The following is a 24,894-nucleotide window of genomic DNA, read 5'->3' as shown; positions in this document are numbered from 1 at the left end:
CTATAGCTCGTCATTTTCAGTGGGTTGGGGGACACCATAGCTAATGCGATCGGAGGTATAGGTCGGCGGTTCAACATGGATGAGGACTCGCACGGGAGCAAAGCGATCGCTGAGGCTGGCTTCAACGGCCTCTGTGATGTCATGGGCCTGCTCCACATCCGCCGCCGCCACCACCAGGTGCATTTCCACAAATACCTGACGGCCCACCACGCCCCGTGAGGCAATGTCATGACAATTCACCACCCCCGGTACCGCCATGACCAGATCATGAATGGCTTCGGGGGCAATGGCCGCCTCATCTACTAACCAGGGCAAATTGGTGCGCAGGACTGTCCAACCACTCCCAAAAACCAGGCAGGCGACGGGGAATGCCAGGGCAATATCGAGCCAGGGGTAGCCTAACCAAACCCCGATTAAGCCTGCCAGGACGGCGATCGTCACCCAGATGTCGCTCATGGTATGGTGGGCGTCGGCCATCAGGATCGGGCTACCAACGCGTTTCCCTTCACGCCGTTCATAAAAGGCAACGAAGATATTAATCCCCAACACAATCACTAAGATCCACAGTTCCGTCCCACCAATCTGTACGGGTTCGCCACCGTTCCGGAGGCGATCGATCACGCCCTTAAGAATTTCAAAACAGGCAATCCCCAGGAAAGCAGCAATCCCCAAGGCACCCACCGCTTCAAATTTCAAGTGACCATAGGGATGTTCGCGATCGGGGTGAGGAGACGAAAACTGGCTGGCCACTAGCCCCAACACATTATTGGCGCTATCCGTCACACTATGCAGGGCATCGGCCATGAGGCTCAGGGAGCCGGTCATCTGCCCCACGACGACCTTAATCAGCATCACCACAAGGTTGAGGCCCAGGGTAATCAGCAGTACCCGCCGAACGGTGGGACGATTGTCAAGCGGCATAGGATTGGCCAGGGAGACAGCGCACGATCGGGAGATCTGGGGAAACCAGTCTTCTTCAGTATGCCTGGGAAAGTATCAGCGGGAACGGTGCCATTGGTTAAGATAGAAAGGCAACTGCCGACCGATGACCCTACTGTTTTTGGTGAATCTTCCCTTTGCCCATGCTGTCTGAACATTTGACGCTCAATCTCAATGAGGGATCAGTGGCCTTTCACTTTACCTCCCAAGCCGCCCAAAATTTGCAAGCGGCGATCGCGGAGTTGGTGAATACGCTGAAGGCTAATGCCGCCAAAACCCCTACTGGCGGTGGCCCGCGTCCCACCCAACAGCCACCAATGGAATATCGCTACACGGGCGATGTATTCCTGGAACTATTCTGTAATCCCAATATTTGGCCTAGTCCCTTTGCGGCCAAGGTCCTCCTGACCCTGCGGGACGATCGTATCCGCATCACGACGGAGATTGCCTTAAGCCAGCTCCAGGAAGATCTCAATCAATACCTCGAACAAACCCGGTGAGGCTTCGGCTCGGCACGATTGAACAGCCAGTAGGCACGATTTAACTGCTAAAAGACAGGACGACCATGAGTACCGATAATCTTGTACAAACTGTTCAGAAAGGTTTTCGCACCACCCTAGGCGCAATGAATGCGATCGCCGAGTCGATCCAAGACTCAGCCAAACGGGAGGAAACCCTGAAGCGGCTGCAAACTGATTTTGACCAGCTGACGGAGGAATGGGCGGCCAAGGGCGAAGTTACCGAACAGGAAGCGCGGGCATTTGTAGATTCCATTTTCCATCTGGACAGTCAGTCCTCCCCTGATCCTATGCAGGAGACAGATGGCGGTGCGACCCGTGTCCCGCAGCCTCCGGCTGTGCCGGATATTGAGCGTGATCTCCAGGAACTCACGGCCCAACTAGCGGCCATGCGGCTGGCGCTAACAGAAAAAAATAAGCCAGCCGGTTAGATGCTGACCTGAGCTTGCAGCAGGCGGATTTGGATGTGGCTATTTTTAACACGAACCTTGAAAAGGGTATAGGGTGTGCCTGAAATGTGATCGCCAGGACAATTACCCCGTTCGAGGTCATCGAACAGCGGTGGTCGATCAGAGCGGATATTGCGATATCGTTTGGCTAACTGGCGAACTTAGCCTTGAAAATCGGGGTAACTGAGATTGGCATGGCTCGAGGATCAGTCATCAATGCCATCCCAACGTCCAGAGAGGGACTTAAACTTGCCTTCTTTTTCGTGCTTGAGAACTACCTTAAGATTATGCCCTATAGCCTTGTCCTTAATCTTTGGCCCGAATCCCCTATCCCGCCTGGATTCACCAGTGGCAAACACCTGCACGCCCTTTTTCTCGGCTTAGTGAGCCGTATCGATCGCGAGCTGGGCAACGATCTCCATGCCAACGAACGCAACAAATCCTTTACCCTCAGCCCTCTGCAAGTCCTCCAGCCCCCACGCTCCAAACCAATTCCGAAAAATTCAAAATTCAAAATTCAACATTCCAATCAACATTCAAAATTTCTAACTTGGCATTATACCCAGCCGATCGCCCCGGGTACCCCCTGTTGGTGGCGGATTTCGCTTTTGGACGATGGCCTCTTTAGCCGTCTGACCCCCCTTTGGCTCAACCTCAATTCCCAGCAACCCTGGCACCTGGGGCCTGCGAACTTACACATTACCAGCATCCTGGGTACCCCCCAGAGCCGCCAACCGTGGGCTAACTTTTGTCCCTATGCCCAACTCTATGAACAGGCCTCTGAGACCGATGGCCCATTCACGCTCCAATTTTATACCCCTACGGCCTTCCGGCAGGGTAAATATGATGCAGCCATGCCTACGCCCGATCGCGTGTTTAGGAGCCTCCTCCGGCGATGGAACCACTACAGCGGCCTCGAATTTTCCCCCGAAATTGTGACCGCCATACAAACCAGTTATTTTGATATCCACACTGAGGTCGTCACCGATCCCCGTGCCCCATTCCAACACACGGGCGCTACCATTAATCCGGCTAATCAGTTCATCGGCTGTGTCGGCAAAGTCACCTACCAAGTCCTTGATCACATCCAAACGCAAACCCTGAAACAGATCAACACCCTGGCTGATTTTGCCCTCTATGCGGGAGTGGGACGGAAAACCCCAATGGGCATGGGCATGGTCCGGCGGGTCTAGAGGCCACTACTCCCTCAGTTTTTACCCTAGCCACATCTGGCTGAGAGGGTATTTGGAAAGTCCAGAAACCAGCCGTTTGGGTGACTAAAGTCGCCACTACAAACGCAAAATCACGTTGAGGTCGGCCAAATGCTGAAGTTCGTAGTCGCGGTTTTAACCGCGATCCCCCTTTTAAAGCATCCTCTTAGGTCAACGCGTCTGGAGGGTCAACCCTGGGTTGGCGGTAGCCATAAAAATCAATGCGATAGTCAGTAATCTTGACGCCTGTTTGCGCTTCCAACTGCTGAATTAACTCAGGGGGCAATTCCACATGAACATCGAGAATTTGGTTCGTATCCAGACAATTGATGTGGCTATGGGAATCGCTGATATTACCGTACAGCCGTCCCTCCGATCGCTCAATACACTCGATAATATTTTGACTGGCCAACGCTTCCAGATTTTGGTAGACCGAAGTATGGCCAATGTCCTTCCCCTGCTGATTCAGGCGATCGTAAATTTCCCGTGCCGATAGGTGCTCCTGGGCCTGCCAGAGTAGTTCCAGGATAAAGCGACGCTGACGGCTCAGGCGCATTCCCAAGACCTGACAACGATCGATGGCCTCCTCCAGGGACCGGATCGGTTTATGCAGTGTCGCTTCTGGTGGCATGATGGATCTCTCCCCTTCCATTGCCTAACCCCCAGGATCAGCTAAATTTCACCGAAGCTGGGGTTAATGATGAACGCTATCTCCTATGATAGTCCTAAATCAAACTCGCTACCACTTCGAGTTGAACTTGGCAAGGGTTAAAGTGAGGCTTTACTGACAGGGAGGGTTAACCCGGCGTGCCCGATCGCAGCTAGGGCCTGTCTTGACGCCCTAGCAATCGGTTTCCTGCACTGCTATCACCCCCTATGACCTTGACCATCTCGCTGACCGCCGACCCGATCTACGCACTCGATCTCACCCCCGTGCGTCAAGTGATTGATCCCTGGCTGGCTGCCGGGACGATCGCCGAGCATGAACAAACCCTGCAATTCGCGATCGACGTTCCCCGCGCCCCAGACGACCCCCGCGAACTGTCGGAAATCCCGGAACTGCGCCTGTGGTTTATTCGCCTGGATAGTTGTTATCCCTGGTTTCCCTTTTTATTGGACTGGCGATCGGGCGAACTGGCCCGCTATACCGCCATGCTCGTTCCCCATCAGTTTCAGCGGGTTGATGGGATTCGCTACAACCCCGAAGCCCTGGAAATTTTCGTCATGCACAAGGTGTGTGTCCTCCATGACTGGCTTCAGCAACAGGCTCTCCCTAGCCATCATCGCTTGCAGGCAATGGCCCAACTCCTGGGCTATGAATTGGCAGACCCCTTTTTTGAGCTACTGGCAGGCCAACTGGCCTAGGCTACGGGCACTGAGGGCAGAGGGTTATACTGGGGCACAGAGAGACCCCTTGGGGGTAGGCTAGCGGTCCGACATAAAATATCCCGCGTGCAATATCCTGCATGGAATACCTTTTACGTGACGCCCTGGAATCGTTTAACCGGCATAGCGGCTGGATTGTTTGGAATTTATTTCTAGCCTTTATCCCCCTCGTCCTCAGCTTTTGGCTATTCCGCCGCCGTCAGGTTGCCCGCACGCCTTTCTGGTGGGGAACCCTCCTCGTCTTTATCGCCTTTCTGCCGAATGCCCCCTACTTGTTGACGGATATTATTCACCTGATCCGAGCGGTACGGGCCGGTTATTCCGTATGGATCATTACGCTGATCTTTATCCCCCTCCACCTATTCGCCATCCTGGCTGGCCTAGAAGCCTATGTGATTTCCCTTTTAAACCAGGGGCATTACCTGAAACGGGTGGGCGCACAGCGGTTTGTCCTGGGGGCTGAGTTACTGGCCCACGCCCTGTGCGCGATCGGGATCTATCTGGGGCGCTTTAAGCGCTTCAACAGTTGGGACCTGCTGACCCAGCCCAGCACGGTTTTCATCGATGCCCTAAACCAACTGACCAGCAAACGCCCCCTCGCCGTGATGATCCTTACCTTGGTGGTGATTACCGGGATGTATTGGCTGGCTAAACAGATCACGATCGGTCTTGGGTTGCGTATCCGCCAGCTTCGCCACCACGAGGATGATGGCCTGCTCTAGGCCCAGCCGGCTCGTGCCCTAGGCTAGCGCGTGAGTCCAACACCAGTATCCCAGTGTCTCCCTAGGGGAAAATATTGGGGGAGAAGAACTCAGTCAAAAAAATCAGGACATTTGTTTGACAAATGTCTCCCACATCGGCACAATGAATAATGCCTGAGTCAAGGGACTGTAGTTCAATTGGTTAGAGCACCGCCCTGTCACGGCGGAAGTTGCGGGTTCGAGCCCCGTCAGTCCCGTTCCTTGATATCTAACCCCTCACACAAAACTGTCTCAAGCTGCCTTCTCCAAGACACGGCACTCGACGGTTGACATTTGACATTATCGTCTCGTTTGGAAGGGTGCTTACGACACCGTTGGCCCGATCGTGGCCACCACCTCCCCAGTTTGGCGGGTATCGTAACCCCCTAAGGCTTGTAATTGAGCGAGTACCCGATGGTGCCCCAAAGTGCTAAGAAGTTGCTGCACAGGCCCTTCGTTGAGGTAGGGCTGGAGAGTGACCAGATCATATCGGGAACAATGCAGAGGGATAAATCCTAAACCAAAGGCAGCGGCAACGGCGGCAGTGCTAACCCCCGTGGTGGCTTGTCCCGTCGCGATCGCTTGGGCCACTTCCACATGTCCAGACACAACCTGATCAAACCCCTGGATCGCGTGCGTGGCAATGCCTGCCTGCTGCAACGATCGTTCCAGGACTTCTCGACTGCCAGCCCCCGTTTCCCGATTGACGATCGTCACCCCTGGTCGGGTCAAATCATGAATCGTCTGTACATGGCTGGGATTGTCTGGTTGCACCAATAGCCCCTCTTGCCAACTGCCTAAATTAATCAAAACAGCAGGCGTGGTCTGTACCACAGATTGTACAAAGGGCACATTATGGGTTTGCGTCACCGGATCGTAGAGGTGCATCCCGGCCAAATGGACTTCCCCTCGGAACAGCCGCTCTAGCGCCCGCAGACTGTTGTCATAGGTCCAGTGTACCCGCAGCCCTGGATGCCAACGTTCCGCAGCCCGTGCCCACAGGGAAAGGGCCGGTGTACAACCAGCAATCACCACCGTATGCTTAAGTTTCTCGGGATCATCGAGTACTTTAACGCGCAGGGTGGCGGCACGGGGATTGTAGACCCCTTCCGCATCGGCAGGCACCATCTCTAGGCGAAATGCCTGGTTGCCAATGAGGGGATGGGCAATCCAGCGTCCGCTCACTTTGGCGAGGCTTAAGCGGTGCGGTTGCCCTGGCGGTGGCTGGTGGGCAGGGATAACGTCCATTTCGGGCAGGTCTTGGGCCAACCAGAATAAATCTTCCACTTGACAGCCCAAAGCCTTGGCCAATCGGAGGGCAACCGTGGTCGAGGGGGCATATTGTCCAGATTCCACACCGCCAATGGTTTGGCGCGAAACCCCGGCGATCGTGGCTAGATCCTGCTGGGTCATGCCCAGTCGGAGGCGGGTTTGCTTGAGGTTATTGGACAGGTCGTTGTCTAGTTTCATCGATCGCAGGGCCAATCAAGCCTGGGAGGGTGAACAGCTTTAAGCCTAGCGTTATCGTAACGAGTTGGAAGGCCAGCACATCCACCAGGCTGAAGACTCATGTTTGAGCCGTTTCCACCACCCATTTATATTTCCACCACCAATTTATACCCTACCTAGTACCTTGCCATTAGTCCTGCAATTCTAGGTTAACGGGGGTAATCCCGTCGAGATTAACCCCGCTAATGCCAGTTAACAGGTCCCTCGTAGCTTGTCAGCGATAACGCTAGGCGCTATTGGGGAGATTGGGTCAAAGCGAGACCCAGTGTTAATTTAGTAACTGCTTTCTACATACTGGAAAGACTAGCCAGAACGAGTAGCGGTGCTTGTACGCCACGCTATGCCACCCACGTGGTGATCGTCACCATCAGCGGGTCAACGACCGTCAGCAGCGTCAGGAGAGTGGCCACTTGCGACTGCTATCCACTGCTTAAGGGTCGCGGCTACCTCGCGAATGGCGACTTCCTGGGCGGCTTTGGTGGCACGGGTAACGATTTCCACTTTGCCCTGTTTCAGCGATCGCCCGGTGACAATGCGGTAGGGGATGCCAATGAGATCGGCGTCTTTGAATTTGACTCCGGCCCGTTCGTCGCGATCGTCAAGGAGGGTTTCCACCCCGGCTTGATTCAGTTCGGCGTAAAGGGTTTCCGCCACTTCGACCTGTTGGGCATCGCCGATGTTGGGGACGACGATAATCGCGTGGTAGGGGGCGATCGCCACGGGCCAGATAATCCCATCGGCATCGAAGGATTGCTCTACGGCGGCTTGGGCTAAGCGGGAGACGCCCACACCGTAGCAACCCATGACCAGGGGCCGTTCAGTACCGTCTTCGTCGGTGAAGGTCGCGCCCATTGCCTGGGAGTATTTGGTGCCCAGTTGGAAGATATGGCCCACTTCGATGCCACGGGCACTGTGCAAGGTTTGGCTGGGATCATGGACAGCGCGATCGCCCGCACACGCCTTGCGCACATCGACAACTTCCGGCAGGGTAAAGTGTTCACCCCAGTTGGCCCCGACGACATGGAAATCGACCTCGTTGGCCCCGGTGGCAAAGTTTTTCAGATCAACGGCGGTGCGATCGACCAGACGCAGGAACATGGGATGAACATCTTTGGCTGGGGCGATATAGCTGTCGGGCAGATCGGGGGCGATATAACCGAGGGGCAGGGGTTGGGCGGCCCATTTGGCCTGGGTGCTGGCATCAGGCACGGTGAGGGCGAGGATGGTTTTGGCCCCGTAGGTGTCGGCCCGTTTCACCAGTTCATTTTGCAGTTTGACTTCGTTGATATCCTGGTCGCCGCGAATGCTGACGATCGCCAATACGGTCAACCCGTTGTCGTAAACCGCCTGATACAGGACATCTTTGACAACTTGGGTGGGATCGCACTGGAGAACTGCGCACATTTGGGTGATCGTTTCCGTGTTCGGAGTCGGAACTTTTTCGTAGGTCTTAAACGGTGACGGCAGGGGATCAGGGGGCAGGGAGACGGCTTTTTCAACGTTGGCGGAGTATTTCCCATCCTCGGTGTAGAGGACCTCATCTTCTCCGGCATCGGCCAGAACCATGAATTCCTGCGAGCCGGAACCGCCGATCGCCCCGGAGTCGGCTTCGACGGCCCGGAATTGCAACCCACAGCGGCGGAACATATTGCGGTAGGCCCGATCCATGTCGGCGTAGGTTTGTTTCAGGCTCTCCTCATTGGCGTGGAAGGAGTAGCCGTCCTTCATGATGAATTCGCGGCCCCGCATCAGGCCAAACCGGGGGCGAATTTCGTCGCGGAATTTAGTTTGCAATTGGTACAGGTGCAGGGGCAACTGGCGATAGGAGCGGATCATCTCACGGGCGATCGTGGTGATCACTTCTTCATGGGTGGGGCCAAGGCTCATTTCCCGGTCCCAGCGATCGCGCAGGGAGAACATAATCCCTTCGGCCTGGGTGTAGGTATCCCAGCGGCCCGATTCGCGCCAAAGGTCAGCGGGCTGGAGTTGGGGCAGGAGGCACTCCTGGGCACCCGTAGCGTCCATTTCTTCGCGCACGATCCGGGAGACTTTTTGCAAGACGCGCCACATGAACGGGAGGTAGGCGTAGACCCCTCTGGCAATGCGACGAATATACCCAGCCCGCAGGAGGAGTTGGTGGCTGGGGATTTCGGCATCCGCTGGGGCTTCCCGCAGGGTGACGAAGAGCATTTGAGAGAGGCGCATAGGTCTGGGTTCCGTGTTGATCGTGGCGATGATCGCGGCGTGAGGCCATCTTGATTCGCCATCTCTAATCCTTACGGGCAAGTTCCCCAGCGTCAAGCGTCTGGAGGATAACCACAGTCCAACCCTGAGACAGCCGCCTAAAAATTTGCCAGAATAGAAGTATAGCCATACCAGCTCCGGTTAAAAACAGGCAATAGGTTGCCGTGGGAGGAGGGAGAGGAGCGCACTGGCCCCTAAGGCAAATACCAGAGGACCGCTTTGCCAGCCACGCCATGCAGGAGGCGAAGAGATGAAGATGCATCGGGCCTTAAAACAACACTTACAATCGTTGAAAGAACATGCCCGCCAAATCATGCGCCACTCAACGACGATCTTTCGGCACCGCGATCGCGGTAGCTATGTCGGACGCCCTAAAGGCGGTTAACCCGTCATAGCCATAGGGCTGGGAACTGACCGTTGGCGTTAGCAGGAGAAGCTCCACCTAGGGGATGAGAGGCCCCATCTGGGGTGGGGGGATAGGCGCAATGCCGCGAGCGAAGCCCGATTCACCACCCTTGAGCGTACCATGACTCAACCCCAGCAGTGGATGAAATTCACCTGGATGAATCGGAAGGCCAAGTGGTCATGGTCAGTGGAGACGCAGGCCCACCGTGGCTCTGGTCAGCACAAGTGGTAGCAGTAGCGGGACCGCTCGTCTCAGCCTTGGCCATTCGTCTACTTCCGGGCCTGCTGAGACGCCCTATCCCCACTTAAAACCGGCCCTTCGGAAACAGGCAACGATGATCCGCACCCCTAGGTCTTGTGGGCAAGGAGGCGGGGATGGAGGGCATAGTGCTACTACAAACTATTTTGATGGGCGGTCGACCGTGGCGATCGCGTTCATCTGGAGCCAGGTCACCAGATACGGACAGCATGGCAACCCTGGAACCGGAATTGCAACTCCGTCGCCTAGAAATGGTGACGCAACAAATCCAGCATCGGGGCATTACGGACCCGCGTGTACTGGCGGCTCTGCGCCGTGTTCCTCGCCATCGGTTTGTTGACCCTGCCTGGATCGATGCGGCCTATACCGATCATGCGTTGCCCATCAGCCAGGGCCAAACCATCTCCCAACCTTATATCGTGGCTTACATGACCGCCGCCGCCCAGCTTAGTCCCACCGCGATCGTCCTAGAGATTGGGACGGGTTCGGGCTACCAGGCAGCCATTCTGGCCGAATTAGCACGGGAAGTCTATAGCGTTGAACGAATTCCAGCCCTCGCTGAGCGGGCACAGGCGACCCTCCAGCATTTAGGCTATACCAATAGCCACATCCGCGTGGCCGACGGCTACCAGGGATGGCCAGAGTTTGCCCCCTACGATGCGATCGTGGTCACGGCGGCTCCCCGTGAAATCCCCACTGCCCTTTTGGCCCAACTGGCTCCCCAGGGCAGGTTGGTCATCCCGGTAGGGGAAGGGCACCAGGATATCCAGGTCATTACCCAGACACCGCAGGGCTTGCACCTAGAAACGACCTTACCGGTGCAATTTGTGCCGATGGTGGCGGGGCTGTCGCACGGCCCTGGGGACTGCCCTTAGGAACCAAGTTTGCCTATGATGGTGCTGTGAGTTCAGGAGGGGCAGGATGCCGACTTTAGGCGTCAATATTGATCACATTGCGACTATTCGGCAAGCAAGGCGGACGGTGGAACCAGACCCCATTGCGGCTGCCGTCTTGGCTGAACTAGCGGGAGCCGATGGCATCACAGCCCACCTGCGGGAAGATCGGCGGCATATTCAGGACCGCGATATCCAACTCCTCCGCCAAACTGTGCGCACCCATTTGAATCTGGAAATGGCGGCCACGGACGAAATGGTGGCGATCGCCCTCAGCGTAAAGCCCGATTATGTGACCCTGGTGCCGGAGCGCCGCGAAGAAGTCACGACCGAGGGGGGGCTGGATGTGGCCAGTCAGCCCGATCGCCTGCGTCAGGTGGTCACGACCTTACAAACGGCGGGGATGCCGGTGAGTCTCTTTATTGATGCCGATACGACGCAAATTCAAGCTGCTGCTGCGATCGGGGCCAAATTTATTGAACTCCATACAGGTCCCTATGCCGAAGCAAGGGATGCCCTCAGCCAGCAGCGGGAATTACAGGTATTAAGCACGGGCTGTGAGCAGGCGATCGCCCTAGGACTGCGGGTGAATGCGGGACATGGCCTGACCTATTGGAATGTTTATCCGGTGGCTCGTATCCCTGGGATGGAGGAGTTGAATATTGGTCATACCATCATCAGTCGCGCCGCATTAGTCGGCATGGAGCGGGCGGTACGGGAGATGAAGCAGGCCATGCGCGGGGAGTAGGCTCTGGTGAAAAAGCGCGTTACCCTTACCTTCCCCAAACGCTCGGTCCACATGCCGATCACCTATCGTCTGGCCAAGGATTTTAATGTGGCTGCCAACATCATCCGGGCGCAGGTGGCCCCCAACCAGGTCGGAAAACTGGTTGTCGAACTGTCTGGGGATATTGATGAGCTGGAGGCGGCGATCGACTGGATGCGAACCCAGGATATTGGGGTGGCGATCGCCAGTCGGGAAATTTTGATTGATGAGGCGGTCTGCGTCCATTGTGGGCTGTGTACGGGGGTTTGCCCCACGGAAGCCCTCAGCCTGGACCCCCAAACCTTTCGGTTGAATTTTACGCGATCGCGCTGTGTCCTGTGCGAACAGTGCATTCCCACCTGCCCCGTGCAGGCCATTTCAACCAACCTCTAGACTGGCGATTGTTGGCTCGATCATTGCCCATTCGGCGGGGCTGAGGGGTTGGGGCTGGAGGGTAACCCCAAAGCAATCGCTCGCGGCCTGGGCGAGGGCAGCGATGATGGTCTCAAGGTCCAGATGGGCGAGTTGGGGGAGACTTGCCCCGGACAGAAGCTGGGGCGATCGGGCGGCTGGCCCTAGGGGCGTCCCAAAGACAGTGGCGTATAACTCCGGATCAGGATTCAGCCGGATCGATCCATGTTGCAGTAGGGATTGGCCCCGGCGTAGCTGGGCACTTCCAATAAACTTGGTCCCATCGGCTAACACGAGGTCGGCAGCGGTGGCGAGGCCAAAGCAGTTGGTCTGCTGGGCGTACCCCCCTCCGGCGGTGCCATAGTGCAAATCGAGGCCGAGGGCTTGCCAGCCCCGGATCAAAAACCCACACAGGTGGCGATAGGCTTGGCAGCGATCGCGTCGCATCCCCACTGGGGAGTCGTCGCCCATTACGGAGGTGATGAGGGCATAGGTCAGATCCCCCTGGTGCAAAACAGCCCGTCCCCCCGTGGGGCGTCGCACCCGATCGACCCCTTGCCCCTGCCAGGTCAGGGTGTCCCAGGCCGGCGGCCAGTGGCGTTGGTGGTAGCCGAGGGAAATCGCGATCGGGGACCAGGTATAAAACCGCAGGGTGGGGGGGTGTAAGCCCCGGTAATGTTGGTCCAGCAGCCAGCGATCGATCGCCATCTGTTGTGCCCCGGTTGCGGACAGGAGGGGAATGAATCGCCAAGTCTGGGTTGCCATAGCTGTCTTGAGTGGATGGCTAGAGAGTTTGGGGTGGACGACGTAACCACCTGTCTGCTACGCCCCCTTGTCCATTGCGGGATCAGGAGCAGGGGGATGGGGGAAACCGGCCATGAGATCATCCAGTAGGGCATAGTCTGGCAAGGGAGCCGCGATGAGCTTGCCCGCCCGAATCACCTGGCGATCGTGCTGCGATCGCGCAAGCAATTCGGTAAACCCCCGTCCCCGAAAGCCGATCAAGTCGGCAGGTACGCCCACCCCAATGGTGCCCCGGTTAGCTAACCCCATCAATCGGGCCGGGATAGCGGTGACGCTAGGACACCAGGCGGCGAACGGGTGATCGAGGTGGGCAATTTTGACCGCCTGGGCAAACACCTCTAGGACATCGTGATCGCCAAAGGCATGGAACGGATCACGGCAATTGTCACTGGCCAAGGCGACGGGGACCCCTGCCTGGGCTAACTCGTGCACTAAGGTGACCCCTCGCCAGCGAGGCGTTTGGCCCGGTAAGCGCCCCTGAAGGTAAAGATTACATTGGGGTAAACTCACAATGCCAATCCCTGCGGCCTGGACCTGGGCGATCGTGGCTTGGACCTGGGCCGAGGGTTGCATGGCCAAACTACAGCAATGCCCACACACAATTTGCCCCGGGAATTGATGGCGTAATGCAGCCTCCGCAATTAGGGATAAAGCGCTCACGGCGGCATCACCGGTTTCATCGACATGAAAATCTACATCTACCCCCCGATCGCGGGCCAGCGCCAACACGCGCTCAATCTGGGCGACCCAATCCGGATGGGGATAGACCACCCCACCTAAAATCCCCCCCGCTGTTGCCACCCAATCCGCTAGGGCTTCCCCCGGCGTACCGGCGTAGTGATCGAGGGTAACTAGCGAAGCCGCCTGGAGGGTAATGCGATCGGCCCACTCATCCCGTAACTGCCGAAACACGGCCCAACTGATGGCCGCCTGCTCCCCCCAGGAATCTAAATGCGTCCGGATTGCTTGGGTCCCGTGGGCATAACTACACTCAAGCCCAAAGGTCATCCGCCGATAGAGATCCTCAGCTTGCCAGTGGGTTTGGGCATCGATTTGGCAGGCCGTAACCGCCTGCGCAAAGGTGCCATCGGGGTTGCTCGCACGGGGCCAGATATGGCCCTTGTCCAAATGGGTATGCAGATCGATGAAACAGGGCCAAAGTTGTCCCCCGCGCAGATCAAGCTGGGGGCGACCATCCGTTGGGAGCGTGGGAGTGAGCGTGACGATCGCGCCCGCTTGAATTTCCACATGCAACCGGAGCAAGTGTTCCGCATTGGCCAGTTGCTCTGCCCCAGGCGGAACATCGCGCAGCAACGAAACCGGGATGCTGGCATTCACTACCCAGTAATGATCCGTGTCCATGACTCGCTAGCGGTCTCGCGCAAGGGATGACAACCAACAACAAAACAGGGACAACGTTACATTGCCCCTGCTCACAACGCCAAAATTATGCGTGGCCAGGTTGACTAGCCTTCCTTATTGATGAAGGGGAGCAAAGCCAACAGGCGTGCCCGTTTAATCGCAATGGTCAGGTGACGTTGCTGTTTCGCTGTCAGCCCGGTAATGCGGCGGGGTAAAATCTTGCCCCGTTCGGTGATGAACTTACGCAGCAAATCGATATCTTTGTAATCGATCGGCTCATCTGGTTTGATCGGCGATACCCGACGACGGAAATAGGAGGTCATAATTTCACACTGTTAAGGCAACTGTTAAGGTGACTGTCTCAAGCAACTGTAACGCCAGAAATTAAGATAAGTGATGCCAGCGCTAGGGACCGGCAGCCGACCCTAGATGCGACTCATCACCGCAATTGCGTCCCTGGTCTACTGAATCCCTGGCTACTTAATCTCTTTATGAACCGTGTGCTTATTGCAGTGGGGGCAAAACTTTTTCAGTTCTAACCGCGCTGTGGTGTTGCGGCGATTTTTCATCGTCGTATAGCGAGACACCCCTGGAGAGCGTTTGTCGGGATTGGTCCGACATTCCGTACACTCCAGCGTAATTACAATCCGAACTCCCTTGTTTTTAGCCATGATACCCGGACTCTAGCTCAAACTGGCACAGTCTTCTATCTTCGCACACGTTGGCGAAATTGAGCAACTAATCGTTTCAGTTTTAAGTCCAGAGAGTACCCCCGTCGGGTTTGGACCACGATCGTCCCAGCCATGCGATCGTGGAAGGCTTGCCGCTTCTCCACATCCCCAAACGCCAGCCCCACATCCCCCAACAGGGGAATGACAGCTAGCAACACAGCCCCATTCAGTATCCCCGTGGGTCGAATCAAATTATTAACGCTGATGACGAGCAAGAGTGTACAGGCCCCAATAATCGCTTCCCGCTTGGCCAGATCTAACAAACCGGGCACTCTGCCGTAGCGTTCATTCACCACCTTCATATCCAACGCCCAGCGTCCCAAACTCTGACCCTGATTGCGAGATACCCAAAGGACGCGGGCACCGAGCCATAGGCAAATGTAGGCCGGTATCTGCCAGAACGGCCCAAAAAAGCTACTCAGGAGCCACACCAACACAAAATCAATGGCGAGTGCCCCCCCCCGTCGTCCGGGGGGGACCCTGGGTAGGCGATCGCGGTAACGTGGCATAGCCATACTGGCATTCCTCTACCCCAATTTTCCTCCTCATCAATAGCAGAAAAAAGCAGCTATCGACAGGCCAAGCGTGGTTTCGGGTAGCATGAATGTTGGTCGCGCCCGATCGTCGCGCATCCGTAACGCCGACCAGCCTCCTAGAAAAAGCATTCTAAAATTAGTCATCAGAATCCACTCGATTACCCCTTCAAAGTGGGATAGCCGTCTCGGCTGTCTGAGTGGCAGGCGACCGGTCAAGCAGCCCTTCAAAGTGGGATAGCCGTCTCGGCTGTCTGAGTGGCAGGCAAGATGCCTACCCCACAACTGTTTTTGAGCTACTGAAATTGAATAACAGCGGTCGTCGTTGACAGACTAATCTTCTGCATCCGAACTGCCAACTTGTTTGAGATGGATGTGCTTACGACCGAGGGAAATCTCGAATTCATCCCCGGGTTGTAGTCCCATTTGTTTGGTGTAGGCAGCCCCAATCAATAGGTTGCCATTGGCTTGTACCGTAATCCGGTAGCTGGCACTGCGACCACCACGGCCATTGCCATTTTGCTTGCTTTCGAGATCCAATCCCTCCGCCTCTAGTAGGGCATTGAGGAATTTCATCATATTGACACGATCGATGCCGTTCTTCGTCTGGGTGTAGTAACCACAGGCCCTCGCCTTGTCTTCCTTGCTCAGGTGATCGAGATCCTTTACGCGGGCTAGCAGTTCTTCCCCGGTCAAGGGTTGTTCCGTCTTCTTCTTCTTAGCCATTAATACAAAACTCAAAGGGTAATGGAAGGGGACATACTCGCCTAACTGTTCGATCTCTAGTATTAGTGACCAACTCACAGTTAGCCTTGCGTTTCTATCATAGTACACGAATGTTCTAATCTTTTGCGTAAAAGCAACTATTTTTTGTCAAATTTCTATCAGATTGGTGACCGTTTACCGGGAAGGATCGTCAAGGGTTGAGTATTCCTGTCGCTCATTAACCACCCCCTCGCTAAAATCGCGCCACCAAGGTAGGCGAAGAGGGTGTAGAGAGGCTAGCCCACACGCTCAATCTTTCAGCCTAGAATGCGGTAAGGTGTTGCTGGATATTGGCGATGAAATTAACAACCCGTGGTCACTATAGTGTGAAAGCCCTGCTAGATTTAAGTCTCCAACCGGACTATGGCCCCGCATCCGTAAAAAACATCGCTCAACGCCAAGAGATCCCAGCTCCCTATTTGGAAAAGCTGCTAATTGAGCTGCGACGTGTCGGCATTGTCCGATCGCTCCGGGGTGTGCAAGGTGGCTATCAACTGGCGCGTCCACCGGCCCAAATTTCAGTTGGACAAATTCTGGAAGCCGTCGGTGAGACCCTAGAACCCCTCGCGGGTTTTACACCGACCAGCAGCCAAGCCGGCGACTGGGTGACGGTGAGCCTCTGGCATCGCTTGCACCAAAAACTTAAGGAAGCATTGTATAGCATTTCTCTCGAAGATCTTTACTATGATGCCCGCAGTTGGCAAGCGGCTCAAGGGGAAGAAACTAACTTTATCATCTAGGGGGGATAGGGATCTTGGGCTTTGAGGCAGGAATGGTTCTGGGATTAGCTGCGCTTCTGGACTATGCGATCGCCGATCCGGGGTCTTGGCCCCATCCGGTGCAGTTTATGGGCTGGATCATCCGTCACTATGTGGGCTTCTTCCTGGCGCGATCGCCGACAAAACCATTGGGGGTTTCCTATCGCCTTGCGGGGGTTGGATTAGCCCTAGGGTTAATTATCGGTAGTGGTCTGATGAGTACCTTGCTGCTAGCAAGCCTAGCTCGGGTGCATCCGTGGTTAGGGCAGACTGGCGCAATTGTTCTCCTGGCAAGTTGTTTGGCCGGACGCAGTTTAAGGCGAGCGGCTGAGGCGGTTTTGCAGCCCCTGATGGCGGGGGATGTGACATTAGCCCGCGATCGTTTAAGTCGCTATGTGGGGCGGGAAACCGCCAACCTAACTGAGCCAGAAATTCTACGGGCGGTTTTAGAAACCGTAGCAGAAAATGCAACGGACGGGGTGTTAGCTCCCCTTTTTTATGCGGGTTTAGGGGCGATGATTCCAGCGATCGGACCCGTTCCCCTCGCCATGGCCTACAAAGCTGCGAGTACCCTGGATTCAATGGTGGGCTATCGCGATCTTCCCTATACAGATTTGGGTTGGTTTAGTGCCCGTCTGGAAGATGCCCTGACCTGGCTTCCTTGTCGTTTGACGGTTTTCACCCTAGCGATTTTATCGGGAAATCCTAAATATATTTGGTCCATTTGTCAACGGGATGCGCCGGCTGATCCCAGTCCCAACTCCGGATGGAGTGAATGCGCCTATGCAGCGGTCCTAGGGGTACAACTTGGGGGTATTAATATATATAGAGGAACCGTCAAACGGAAGCCCTATTTGGGCGACCCAAGCCAACCCATTACCCCTGCGATCGTGGATCGGGCGCTGCAACTGACCCGGTTTTGCTTTTTAATTTGGTTGGGGCTGCTGCTAGTTTATCTGATCGCTGTCCCGATCGTACTATTGCGAAATTAATCATGGCCCATGAAGTTGTCGAGATTCTCTCCGCTGAGGAACTCCGCCGCACGGTAAACCGGATGGCCTCAGAGATTATCGAAAAGGCGGGGGATCTCTCCCAGCTAGTCCTAGTTGGGATTTACACACGGGGGGTCCCCCTAGCCCAGAGTTTGGCCCGCCAAATTGAGTTACTCGAACAGATATCGGTACCCGTTGGTGCCCTTGATATCACCTTTTATCGGGATGATTTGGATCAAATTGGTTTGCGCACCCCGGCTAAGACCGACCTGCCGGTTGATTTAGCCCATAAATTGGTGGTGCTGGTGGATGATGTGATTTATAAGGGGCGTACCATCCGGGCAGCCCTAAATGCCATTACGGACTATGGCCGTCCCAGTGCGATTCGTCTAGCTGTTTTAGTCGATCGTGGTCATCGGGATTTACCCATCCAACCCGACTTCACGGGTCGCCAACTGCCCACGGCCAAGGAAGAAAAAGTGAAAGTTTATTTGCAAGATCTGGATGGCCGGGATGGGGTCGATCTGATCCCCCGGCCTGATAATTAACTGCCGCAACAATCCCCCAACTTGCACGCCAGCCTCAATACCATTGGCCTATAGGCTACCCGTGGGAGGAGTTGCCCCATCCCTCCGCACCGCCTACCCTAAACTAGGCTTATTTCTTTCATTGACCTAGCTGATAGCTTTAGCCTTAAAATACTTGGGTAATCAGGCTTCTAGAGATATAGCCGTTTCCTCTCTAATGAAGTACTATCAAGCCTTGCGAACAAGGGGCTTAAGCCCCTTGCCTGTACCTCACCGAGTAGGGAAGTGCTGACGAGATTACGTTGCTTATGAGCGCAAGATTTGTATTTTTCGAGGTGCCCTGATGGGTATACGGTGATGTCTGGCCACAGGATAGTTTTTTTACCTAATTAGCTCTAGTGCCTACCCTGTCCCTATATATCCATATATATAGGGCATCTAAGATTTAAGATTAGGTTGACTTATGTAGTTAATAAGCTTAGATTATTGACCGGGTAATGCCGTATGTCTACGGCGGTAGACATACGGTAGACAATTAGGGTAGATAGTAGACCTTTCATCTACCCTGCTCATCGTGACAGATAGCATGAAACCCTTGCTGTGTATAGGTTTCGCTCTAAGCGGGCGATGGGACTCGAACCCACGACGTTCAGCTTGGGAAGCTGACATTCTACCACTGAATTACGCCCGCAACCTGGCACCACCGGGTGTTTAACCGGTACTGTGGGACTTTCTATCATAGCGCACTGGTGGGCATTGTAAAGGAGCTTGGTAGATTTTCGCCTTTCCCCGATCGCTTGCCTACAATGAGGGCGTGTGATCCTAACTTCAGCGTATCTGCCATGACTTTCGATGTTGCGCCTCGGCTTTGGCTCTACGATACAACGCTGCGCGATGGTGCCCAACGCGAAGGCTTGTCCCTCTCCCTGGAGGATAAACTCCGCATTGCTCGCCTTTTGGATCAGCTAGGGGTGCCTTTCATTGAAGGGGGCTGGCCAGGGGCGAATCCCAAGGATGTCCAGTTCTTCTGGCGTTTGCGCGAGGAACCGCTTACCCAGGCCGAGCCAGTTGCCTTTTGTTCCACCCGTCGCCCCCATACTACAGCCGCTGCCGATTCCCTCTTGCAACCCTTGCTGTCTGCCGGGACCCGCTGGGTCACCATTTTTGGCAAATCCTGGGATCTCCACGTTACGGAAGGTTTAAAGACAACGCTCGACGAAAATCTGGCCATGATCGACGATACGATCGCCTACCTGCGTCGCCAGAACCGGCGGGTCATCTATGATGCCGAGCATTGGTTTGATGGCTATCGGGCCAACCCTGGCTATGCCCTAGCAACCCTGAAAACCGCGATCGCAGCGGGGGCCGAATGGCTGGTCTTTTGCGACACCAATGGGGGCAGTTTACCCCGTGACATTACGCGTATTGTGGCGGAGGTGATGACGGCACTGCATCTTAATCCCCAGGGAGCCAATACCCCGCAGCCTCGCCTCGGTATCCACACCCACAATGATGCGGGGACAGCGGTGGCCAATGCGATCGCAGCGGTGGAAGCCGGGGTCACAATGGTGCAGGGCACGATCAACGGCTATGGGGAACGGTGTGGCAACGCCAACCTGTGTACCCTTATCCCTAACCTGCAACTGAAGTTGGGGTATGACTGTATTCCTCCGACCCAGATGGCCCAGATTACCCACATCAGTCGGGCGACGAGTGAAATTGTCAACTTGGCCCCGAATGATCATGCCCCCTTTGTGGGCCAGTCCGCCTTTGCCCATAAGGGCGGGATTCATGTCTCGGCGGTAGAACGCAACCCGGTGACCTACGAACACATTCCGCCGGAAGTGGTGGGCAACAGCCGCCGCATCGTCATTTCCGACCAATCCGGGATGAGCAATATCCTGATCAAGGCCCGCACCTTTGGCATTCACCTGGAGCGGCACGATCCCACCAGTCGCCAAATTTTGCAACGGCTAAAAGACTTGGAGAATGAAGGCTACCAATTTGAGGCCGCCGAAGCTAGCTTTGATCTGCTCATGCGGGACGTGTTGGGACAGCGGCAACGGTTTTTTGACCTGCAATGGTTCCAAGTTCACTGCGGTTCCCAGGGTGAGGCGCTAGCAACGGTGAAGGTACGGGTGGAAGGCCAGGATATCCTGGCGGTGGCGGAGGGGAATGGCCCCGTTTCGGCGCTGGATGCGGCTCTCCGGAAAGCGTTGTTGACTTTCTACCCCACGATCGCGGATTGGCATCTGACCGACTATAAGGTTCGCATTATCGACGGTGCGGCGGGGACTGGGGCCAAAACCAGGGTCCTCATTGAGGCCAGTGATCGGGTGCGGCGCTGGACAACCGTTGGCGTGTCCACCAATATCATTGATGCGTCCTGCCGTGCCCTGATTGAGGGGTTTGAGTACGGGCTGCTGCTGCAAACCACTGCCCACACGGGCCAACCGACCCTGCCCGGCACGCCGAGTTGAGGCTTGGCCCAGTGCCTGTTAGAATCGCGGCGATGATTGGGAGAAGAGGAGGGGCGTCCATGCCGTCATGCAAGACCAACCCGTTGCGATCGCCTGGGCCGACGCTGGGTTACTGGGGAAGTGTTGTCCTCGCCGTCGTCTTGACAGGCGGTGGCTGGGGGATAGCCACGCCCACCTGGGCCAAGGAACCCGTTCCCCCGCCAGACCCACTGGCAGTGACCGCCCCGGAATCAATCGCCGAGGCCATCCTAGGGCAATGGCACACCCCAGCCCTGGCGATGACCCTGGTCTTTGCCCCAGAGGGTAAGCTCTTTCTGTTGCTGGATGCTGAGGCGGGGGTCAAGCTAGCCGAAGAACTGCGCTATCGTCTGAATCCCGCGACCCAACCCATGCAGATCGACCTGACTCTGAATCAGAATGAAACGATCGCGACTATTTTTGAACTCACCCCCGATCGTCAACTGCGCTTAGAACTGACCCGTGTTGCCCCTGGGGATGAACGTCCCACCGCTTTTACCGACCAAGTCCTAGTCTTCCAGCAAACGTCGCGATCGACGACCCCACCGCAAGCGGGGGTGATTCAGGACTTTGATCAGCGCCAGAACCAGGCACGGGAACGGGAGGCCCAGCTTTATATGGGGGCCTTAGCCCAAGCCCAGGAGGCATTTTATCAACGGTATGACAAGTTTGCTGCCACCTTAGATGAGTTTGTGGCAGGCATTGAACCCGAAACTGATTTCTATCGCTATATGGTTGTTCCCGATGCCAACCCCGCCCTAGGCGTTACCCTCATGGCCCAGGCCAAGACCCCTGGCCTTCGCAGCTTTACCAGCCTAGTGTTTGCCCACCCAGGGGAGGCAGCATCCCAGGTGGGCACAACCCTCTGCCAAAGTGTCCGCCCGTCCACAATCCCGCCGACCCTCTTGGTCCAAATGCCGGTGCAAGATCCCCAACAGGTGCGTTGCCCGATCGGTGCCCAACCCTTAAATTAAGGTCCACCGTCAATCGGCATTGGGAACATCGGCGTGAAGAGGAATTTTAATTGTGAACTCTGTCCCCACATTGGGTTGGGACTGGCACGTCAAGCTTCCCCCATGCCGCTCAACAACGATTTGGTAGCTGATGGCAAGTCCTAACCCCGTCCCTTTGCCAATGGGTTTACTGGTAAAGAAGGGATCAAATAAGCGGGCCTGAACTTCGGGCAGAATACCCGTTGCATTATCTTGAATGCGGATCTGAATAGCCTTATCATCGGTCATTTCCGTGATGATGTTAATGTAGGGGCTGGTATCCGATTCTGCGACATCACGGGACCATTTTCCGGCCTCAACGGCTTCCTCTAGAGCATCGATCGCATTACTCAAGATATTCATAAATACCTGGTTTAACTGCCCCGCATAGCACTCCACTAAGGGTAATTCGCCATAGTTCTTAGTGATTTTAATTGCGGGATATTCTGGCTTTGCTTTCAGGCGATGTTTCAAGATCGTCAAAGTGCTGTCAATCCCCTCGTGGACATTCACAGGCTTTTTCTCAGCCTCATCCAATCGCGAGAAGTGACGTAGGGAAATGATAATTTTTTGAATACGATCGACTCCAATTTGCATGGAACTGATCAACTTAGGTAAGTCTTCAGTGAGAAATTCTAGATCAATATCCTCAATATAGGCTTCGATTTCTGGATCTGTGGGAAATTTCTTTAAGAAGAGTTGCAACAATTCTAAGAGATCTTGAGTGTACTGATTGGCATGTTCAAGGTTGCCATGAATAAAATTAACCGGATTATTAATTTCGTGGGCAATACCTGCCACTAACTGTCCCAAACTCGACATTTTTTCAGTTTGAACCAATTGCGCCTGGGTTTGCCGCAGGTCATATAAAGCCGTTTCTAATTGTTCAGCTTTTTCCCGCAGACAGGCTTCCGATCGCTTCAGGCTAGCGTTAAGGTGGGCGAGTTCCGTTGCTTGACGCAGGACGATATCAATAATTTCCTGGCGTAAGGCTAGGGCTGCTTCCAGTTCACAGGGTTGCCAAGGTAGGGATTGGAGTTGCACAATTTCCTTCCACAGGGCGAACGATCGCCGGGGGGATAGCCGCAGTGTGTCGCCTGCCGGAGTCACTGTCACGGGGCGATGCGGATCGCCCGCCCAATAGACCGTTCGGATCACCTCCGGGCGGAACCACAGCACATAGTTACGCGGGGGTACGGAAATGGCGATCGCGAGTAGGCCACTGGCGGTATCCTTAAATGCCTTAGCGGCGGGATAGTGATCGCTCAGGCAATGACTGGCAAAGATTGGTTCGGTGCAGGTTCGGCCTAGCCAGGTGGTTAGGGCTTTAATCTCAGGTAGGCTCGGGGTTGTGCCCACGAGGGTAATGCGATCGTTAAAACAAATAGCGGCTCCCTGGGCACTGACCAAATCCAAGAGCGTTGGTTCATGTTGGGTGAGGCCATCAATAAAATTAGCCTCCGTGGTCATCCACTCTAAAAATTGACCGGGCAGCGACTTGAGATGGATGCGATAATCCACATCAGCGAGGGCTTCCTTAGCCGCCAACTCCATCGACATCACCTGTCCCACAAACTCACAGGCCGCACTGAGTTCATAGGGAATATAGCGCGGTGTGTAGTGATGACAAGCAATCAACCCCCACAGTTCATGGTCTTTGAGTAGGGAGATGGTCATCGTCGCCCCAACTTCCATATTTTGCAAGTATTCAACATGAATGGGGGAGACGCTACGCAAAATCGCATCACTTAAGTCAAGGGGCGTATCATTGAGCGGATAGTGGCGCGGCACTAATTCAGCGGCTTGGTAATTCACATCAGCAATCAGGCGAATCCAGCGGCGTTGGTAGAGCGATCGGGCGCGGGGGGGGATATCGGCGGCGGGATAATGAAGGTGTAACCAGGATTCTAGATCCTCACGCTTGTTGTCAACAATAACTTCCCCATTTTTTTGCTCATCAAACCGATAGATCATGACCCGATCGAAGCCACTCAAGCGTCGAATTTCGCGGGCGGCTATTTCACACAGATCCTGGAGGCTAGTGGCGTGTTGCAGATGGTGCGTGGTGGCTTTGACCAAATGGAAAAATGCAAAAGCAGAGGCTTGCGTCGCGATTTGGGTGGTGGAATCGGTAGTTGGTAATAATTCCAGAATGAGAATGCCATCGGGATTGCGATGCATTACCCCATCCAGGACCACACCAGTCCGTGTCTCCATCGCTAACTTTAGCGGATTCACGCTGGGCAAATGATCCTGACTTAAGGCTTGGTTAACCAAGGCCAGTTGTGGTGCATTCAGTAGCTTGCTGAGGGGTTGACCCAGGAGGTCATCGGGCGGGTAGCCCAATAATAAGTCCGTATTCCGACTAATTTGCAGAATTTCAAGACCGGGTTCTGCCAGCACGATTAAAATGCCGTGGGGTTGGATAGAACCGGGAATGTGAATCGGTTCTTCCTCACACATGCTAAGATCAAACGGTAGTTCCGCCAATGATGACTCGGAATTCATAGGTCCTACTAAACCTCAACGGTGATTCATGGAGATGCTCCGCGTCTTTTAATTGCGAATGAGCGACTTGGCAACCATGCCTTAATCAGCATTCATTCCGTCCGATGGCTCATCCGGGAGCCGGCAACGGCAAGACAAGTAACACGGCCCAAGGCTGCAACTGGATTGATATATTGTCAATCATAGCGGTTAGATGATTTGTCTGTCGGTAGAGGGGGACGATCGCACCCCTTTCCCTGCGCCCCGTTCTTGAAGGAACCTCGATTAAATCACGCAATCCCGCAATCACTAAAGGCCAGCGATCTAGCGATCGTCCGGGATATCCAACGGTTGCCCCTCGGCACTCGGCGCGATCGGGGCTTCAAGATCTACGGGTGGGCGCATGGCTTCCCGCCCCAGCATGAACATCCCCGCCACCCCAAAGCAGACAAAAAAGATGTAGGGATACCAATACTGGCGAATTTGATCCACCAGAATGAGATCGGGACGTAGGCTATGGTAGTAGAGCATGAGCAGCGTCAGCATCAAGGCGGCAAAGCCCACAAAGCCGAGGCCGACATAGATGCGGGCAGGCCGGAAATCCATATCAGTGAGGGTAGCTAGATCAATTTCGGCCAAATCTTCCCAAGCGGCATCGGCCAGTTCAGCCCCCTTGCGGAGTTTAGCGGCTGGGGCGGGGGGGAGCAGGGGGAGC

Annotated in this window: 26 protein-coding genes and 2 tRNA genes; 15 read left to right on the top strand and 13 right to left on the bottom strand. The window is 55.2% G+C overall.

Annotation, left to right across the window (positions count from 1 at the left end):
* The gene (locus tag ACWIUF_RS04120; protein ID WP_448570959.1) at positions 1-921 is read right to left on the bottom strand and encodes a cation diffusion facilitator family transporter; all 921 of its coding nucleotides are present in this window, start codon (positions 919-921) and stop codon (positions 1-3) included.
* 161 nt (positions 922-1,082) lie between these two features.
* Here ACWIUF_RS04120 and ACWIUF_RS04115 point away from each other — a divergent pair, with 161 nt between their 5' ends.
* The 3 genes from ACWIUF_RS04115 to cas6 all read left to right on the top strand — a co-directional run bounded on the left by ACWIUF_RS04115 (position 1,083) and on the right by cas6 (position 3,099).
* Positions 1,083-1,439, top strand: coding sequence for a hypothetical protein (locus ACWIUF_RS04115; protein WP_448570958.1), 357 nt, complete (start codon positions 1,083-1,085; stop codon positions 1,437-1,439).
* A gap of 65 nt (positions 1,440-1,504) precedes the next feature.
* The gene (locus ACWIUF_RS04110; protein ID WP_448570957.1) at positions 1,505-1,888 is read left to right on the top strand and encodes a hypothetical protein; all 384 of its coding nucleotides are present in this window, start codon (positions 1,505-1,507) and stop codon (positions 1,886-1,888) included.
* A 305-nt stretch (positions 1,889-2,193) separates the two neighbouring features.
* Positions 2,194-3,099 (top strand): CRISPR-associated endoribonuclease Cas6, encoded by a 906-nt coding sequence (gene cas6, locus ACWIUF_RS04105; protein WP_448570956.1) that lies wholly within the window; start codon positions 2,194-2,196, stop codon positions 3,097-3,099.
* A 184-nt stretch (positions 3,100-3,283) separates the two neighbouring features.
* On the opposite strand, the gene ACWIUF_RS04100 is transcribed toward cas6, so the two are convergent.
* Positions 3,284-3,748 carry a Fur family transcriptional regulator gene (locus tag ACWIUF_RS04100; protein WP_448570955.1) on the bottom strand — a complete coding sequence of 155 codons (465 nt, stop codon included), beginning with the start codon at positions 3,746-3,748 and terminating at the stop codon, positions 3,284-3,286.
* A 245-nt stretch (positions 3,749-3,993) separates the two neighbouring features.
* Here ACWIUF_RS04100 and ACWIUF_RS04095 point away from each other — a divergent pair, with 245 nt between their 5' ends.
* The 3 genes from ACWIUF_RS04095 (at position 3,994) to ACWIUF_RS04085 (ending at position 5,461) form a co-directional block, all read left to right on the top strand.
* A complete protein-coding gene (locus ACWIUF_RS04095; RefSeq protein ID WP_448570954.1) occupies positions 3,994-4,482 on the top strand; it encodes a CRR6 family NdhI maturation factor in 489 nt (162 codons plus the stop codon).
* 101 nt (positions 4,483-4,583) lie between these two features.
* On the top strand, positions 4,584-5,225 hold the full coding sequence (locus ACWIUF_RS04090; protein WP_448570953.1) for a DUF1361 domain-containing protein: 642 nt from the start codon (positions 4,584-4,586) through the stop codon (positions 5,223-5,225).
* Positions 5,226-5,387: 162 nt separating this feature from the next.
* Positions 5,388-5,461 (top strand) — tRNA-Asp (locus ACWIUF_RS04085).
* 106 nt (positions 5,462-5,567) lie between these two features.
* Here the strand turns inward: ACWIUF_RS04085 and ACWIUF_RS04080 are convergent.
* Together ACWIUF_RS04080 and proS are read right to left on the bottom strand one after the other, a co-directional pair.
* Complete coding sequence (locus ACWIUF_RS04080) at positions 5,568-6,713, bottom strand: substrate-binding domain-containing protein (protein ID WP_448570951.1); 1,146 nt, start codon at positions 6,711-6,713, stop codon at positions 5,568-5,570.
* Positions 6,714-7,127: 414 nt separating this feature from the next.
* Complete coding sequence (proS, locus tag ACWIUF_RS04075; RefSeq protein ID WP_448570949.1) at positions 7,128-8,957, bottom strand: proline--tRNA ligase; 1,830 nt, start codon at positions 8,955-8,957, stop codon at positions 7,128-7,130.
* 289 nt (positions 8,958-9,246) lie between these two features.
* Between proS and ACWIUF_RS04070 the strand changes: the two genes are divergently transcribed.
* The 4 genes from ACWIUF_RS04070 to ACWIUF_RS04055 all read left to right on the top strand — a co-directional run bounded on the left by ACWIUF_RS04070 (position 9,247) and on the right by ACWIUF_RS04055 (position 11,712).
* Positions 9,247-9,381 carry a hypothetical protein gene (locus ACWIUF_RS04070; protein WP_448570948.1) on the top strand — a complete coding sequence of 45 codons (135 nt, stop codon included), beginning with the start codon at positions 9,247-9,249 and terminating at the stop codon, positions 9,379-9,381.
* 488 nt (positions 9,382-9,869) lie between these two features.
* Positions 9,870-10,535 carry a protein-L-isoaspartate(D-aspartate) O-methyltransferase gene (locus tag ACWIUF_RS04065; RefSeq protein WP_448570946.1) on the top strand — a complete coding sequence of 222 codons (666 nt, stop codon included), beginning with the start codon at positions 9,870-9,872 and terminating at the stop codon, positions 10,533-10,535.
* 46 nt (positions 10,536-10,581) lie between these two features.
* On the top strand, positions 10,582-11,301 hold the full coding sequence (locus tag ACWIUF_RS04060) for a pyridoxine 5'-phosphate synthase (protein ID WP_448570945.1): 720 nt from the start codon (positions 10,582-10,584) through the stop codon (positions 11,299-11,301).
* Positions 11,302-11,307: 6 nt separating this feature from the next.
* On the top strand, positions 11,308-11,712 hold the full coding sequence (locus tag ACWIUF_RS04055; RefSeq protein WP_448570944.1) for an NIL domain-containing protein: 405 nt from the start codon (positions 11,308-11,310) through the stop codon (positions 11,710-11,712).
* Here ACWIUF_RS04055 and ACWIUF_RS04050 read toward each other — a convergent pair.
* From ACWIUF_RS04050 to ACWIUF_RS04025, 6 genes are all read right to left on the bottom strand, one after another.
* On the bottom strand, positions 11,698-12,495 hold the full coding sequence (locus ACWIUF_RS04050) for a lipoate--protein ligase family protein (RefSeq protein WP_448570943.1): 798 nt from the start codon (positions 12,493-12,495) through the stop codon (positions 11,698-11,700). The two genes, ACWIUF_RS04055 and ACWIUF_RS04050, sit on opposite strands and share 15 nt — an antisense overlap.
* A gap of 57 nt (positions 12,496-12,552) precedes the next feature.
* Entirely contained in the window at positions 12,553-13,896 is a 1,344-nt protein-coding gene (locus ACWIUF_RS04045) for a cytosine deaminase (RefSeq protein ID WP_448570942.1), read from the bottom strand.
* A 104-nt stretch (positions 13,897-14,000) separates the two neighbouring features.
* Positions 14,001-14,219, bottom strand: coding sequence for a 30S ribosomal protein S18 (gene rpsR / locus ACWIUF_RS04040; RefSeq protein ID WP_448562712.1), 219 nt, complete (start codon positions 14,217-14,219; stop codon positions 14,001-14,003).
* 153 nt (positions 14,220-14,372) lie between these two features.
* The gene (gene rpmG, locus ACWIUF_RS04035) at positions 14,373-14,567 is read right to left on the bottom strand and encodes a 50S ribosomal protein L33 (protein ID WP_448562710.1); all 195 of its coding nucleotides are present in this window, start codon (positions 14,565-14,567) and stop codon (positions 14,373-14,375) included.
* Between the two features lie 35 nt (positions 14,568-14,602).
* Positions 14,603-15,142, bottom strand: coding sequence for an RDD family protein (locus ACWIUF_RS04030; protein WP_448570941.1), 540 nt, complete (start codon positions 15,140-15,142; stop codon positions 14,603-14,605).
* A gap of 351 nt (positions 15,143-15,493) precedes the next feature.
* Positions 15,494-15,886 carry an AbrB family transcriptional regulator gene (locus ACWIUF_RS04025; protein ID WP_448570940.1) on the bottom strand — a complete coding sequence of 131 codons (393 nt, stop codon included), beginning with the start codon at positions 15,884-15,886 and terminating at the stop codon, positions 15,494-15,496.
* Positions 15,887-16,221: 335 nt separating this feature from the next.
* On the opposite strand from ACWIUF_RS04025, the gene ACWIUF_RS04020 reads away from it, so the two are divergent.
* The 3 genes from ACWIUF_RS04020 to pyrR are packed head-to-tail and all read left to right on the top strand — an operon-like array spanning position 16,222 to position 18,223.
* Positions 16,222-16,665: an Rrf2 family transcriptional regulator gene (locus ACWIUF_RS04020; protein WP_448570939.1), complete on the top strand. Its 444-nt coding sequence runs from the start codon at positions 16,222-16,224 to the stop codon at positions 16,663-16,665.
* A gap of 32 nt (positions 16,666-16,697) precedes the next feature.
* Positions 16,698-17,675, top strand: a complete 978-nt coding sequence (gene cbiB / locus ACWIUF_RS04015) for an adenosylcobinamide-phosphate synthase CbiB (RefSeq protein WP_448570938.1) — start codon at positions 16,698-16,700, stop codon at positions 17,673-17,675.
* A gap of 2 nt (positions 17,676-17,677) precedes the next feature.
* A complete protein-coding gene (pyrR, locus tag ACWIUF_RS04010; protein ID WP_448570937.1) occupies positions 17,678-18,223 on the top strand; it encodes a bifunctional pyr operon transcriptional regulator/uracil phosphoribosyltransferase PyrR in 546 nt (181 codons plus the stop codon).
* A 598-nt stretch (positions 18,224-18,821) separates the two neighbouring features.
* On the opposite strand, the gene ACWIUF_RS04005 is transcribed toward pyrR, so the two are convergent.
* Positions 18,822-18,893: transfer RNA gene (locus ACWIUF_RS04005), tRNA-Gly, on the bottom strand.
* A 151-nt stretch (positions 18,894-19,044) separates the two neighbouring features.
* Here ACWIUF_RS04005 and cimA point away from each other — a divergent pair.
* A complete protein-coding gene (gene cimA, locus ACWIUF_RS04000; protein ID WP_448570936.1) occupies positions 19,045-20,682 on the top strand; it encodes a citramalate synthase in 1,638 nt (545 codons plus the stop codon).
* A 59-nt stretch (positions 20,683-20,741) separates the two neighbouring features.
* On the top strand, positions 20,742-21,674 hold the full coding sequence (locus ACWIUF_RS03995) for a type IV pilin-like G/H family protein (RefSeq protein WP_448570935.1): 933 nt from the start codon (positions 20,742-20,744) through the stop codon (positions 21,672-21,674).
* A 9-nt stretch (positions 21,675-21,683) separates the two neighbouring features.
* On the opposite strand, the gene ACWIUF_RS03990 is transcribed toward ACWIUF_RS03995, so the two are convergent.
* Both ACWIUF_RS03990 and ACWIUF_RS03985 read right to left on the bottom strand, forming a co-directional pair.
* On the bottom strand, positions 21,684-24,200 hold the full coding sequence (locus tag ACWIUF_RS03990) for an ATP-binding protein (RefSeq protein ID WP_448570934.1): 2,517 nt from the start codon (positions 24,198-24,200) through the stop codon (positions 21,684-21,686).
* A gap of 303 nt (positions 24,201-24,503) precedes the next feature.
* The coding region (locus ACWIUF_RS03985; protein ID WP_448570933.1) for a hypothetical protein at positions 24,504-24,894 on the bottom strand (391 nt) is incomplete at its 5' end.

It is taken from the genome of Trichothermofontia sp. (assembly GCF_053493415.1).
Note: the sequence above shows the minus strand (reverse complement) of the source record. Positions and strands in the feature narration are given on the sequence as shown.

What these genes read in the sequence shown, in the direction of transcription:
- ACWIUF_RS04120 (WP_448570959.1), bottom strand. Translation starts at nt 921, where the DNA reads ATGCCGCTTGACAATCGTCCCACCGTTCGGCGGGTACTGCTGATTACC.
- ACWIUF_RS04115 (WP_448570958.1), top strand. Translation starts at nt 1,083, where the DNA reads ATGCTGTCTGAACATTTGACGCTCAATCTCAATGAGGGATCAGTGGCC.
- ACWIUF_RS04110 (WP_448570957.1), top strand. Translation starts at nt 1,505, where the DNA reads ATGAGTACCGATAATCTTGTACAAACTGTTCAGAAAGGTTTTCGCACC.
- cas6 (WP_448570956.1), top strand. Translation starts at nt 2,194, where the DNA reads ATGCCCTATAGCCTTGTCCTTAATCTTTGGCCCGAATCCCCTATCCCG.
- ACWIUF_RS04100 (WP_448570955.1), bottom strand. Translation starts at nt 3,748, where the DNA reads ATGCCACCAGAAGCGACACTGCATAAACCGATCCGGTCCCTGGAGGAG.
- ACWIUF_RS04095 (WP_448570954.1), top strand. Translation starts at nt 3,994, where the DNA reads ATGACCTTGACCATCTCGCTGACCGCCGACCCGATCTACGCACTCGAT.
- ACWIUF_RS04090 (WP_448570953.1), top strand. Translation starts at nt 4,584, where the DNA reads ATGGAATACCTTTTACGTGACGCCCTGGAATCGTTTAACCGGCATAGC.
- ACWIUF_RS04080 (WP_448570951.1), bottom strand. Translation starts at nt 6,713, where the DNA reads ATGAAACTAGACAACGACCTGTCCAATAACCTCAAGCAAACCCGCCTC.
- proS (WP_448570949.1), bottom strand. Translation starts at nt 8,957, where the DNA reads ATGCGCCTCTCTCAAATGCTCTTCGTCACCCTGCGGGAAGCCCCAGCG.
- ACWIUF_RS04070 (WP_448570948.1), top strand. Translation starts at nt 9,247, where the DNA reads ATGAAGATGCATCGGGCCTTAAAACAACACTTACAATCGTTGAAAGAA.
- ACWIUF_RS04065 (WP_448570946.1), top strand. Translation starts at nt 9,870, where the DNA reads ATGGCAACCCTGGAACCGGAATTGCAACTCCGTCGCCTAGAAATGGTG.
- ACWIUF_RS04060 (WP_448570945.1), top strand. Translation starts at nt 10,582, where the DNA reads ATGCCGACTTTAGGCGTCAATATTGATCACATTGCGACTATTCGGCAA.
- ACWIUF_RS04050 (WP_448570943.1), bottom strand. Translation starts at nt 12,495, where the DNA reads ATGGCAACCCAGACTTGGCGATTCATTCCCCTCCTGTCCGCAACCGGG.
- ACWIUF_RS04045 (WP_448570942.1), bottom strand. Translation starts at nt 13,896, where the DNA reads ATGGACACGGATCATTACTGGGTAGTGAATGCCAGCATCCCGGTTTCG.
- rpsR (WP_448562712.1), bottom strand. Translation starts at nt 14,219, where the DNA reads ATGACCTCCTATTTCCGTCGTCGGGTATCGCCGATCAAACCAGATGAG.
- rpmG (WP_448562710.1), bottom strand. Translation starts at nt 14,567, where the DNA reads ATGGCTAAAAACAAGGGAGTTCGGATTGTAATTACGCTGGAGTGTACG.
- ACWIUF_RS04030 (WP_448570941.1), bottom strand. Translation starts at nt 15,142, where the DNA reads ATGGCTATGCCACGTTACCGCGATCGCCTACCCAGGGTCCCCCCCGGA.
- ACWIUF_RS04025 (WP_448570940.1), bottom strand. Translation starts at nt 15,886, where the DNA reads ATGGCTAAGAAGAAGAAGACGGAACAACCCTTGACCGGGGAAGAACTG.
- ACWIUF_RS04020 (WP_448570939.1), top strand. Translation starts at nt 16,222, where the DNA reads ATGAAATTAACAACCCGTGGTCACTATAGTGTGAAAGCCCTGCTAGAT.
- cbiB (WP_448570938.1), top strand. Translation starts at nt 16,698, where the DNA reads ATGGTTCTGGGATTAGCTGCGCTTCTGGACTATGCGATCGCCGATCCG.
- pyrR (WP_448570937.1), top strand. Translation starts at nt 17,678, where the DNA reads ATGGCCCATGAAGTTGTCGAGATTCTCTCCGCTGAGGAACTCCGCCGC.
- cimA (WP_448570936.1), top strand. Translation starts at nt 19,045, where the DNA reads ATGACTTTCGATGTTGCGCCTCGGCTTTGGCTCTACGATACAACGCTG.
- ACWIUF_RS03995 (WP_448570935.1), top strand. Translation starts at nt 20,742, where the DNA reads ATGCCGTCATGCAAGACCAACCCGTTGCGATCGCCTGGGCCGACGCTG.
- ACWIUF_RS03990 (WP_448570934.1), bottom strand. Translation starts at nt 24,200, where the DNA reads ATGAATTCCGAGTCATCATTGGCGGAACTACCGTTTGATCTTAGCATG.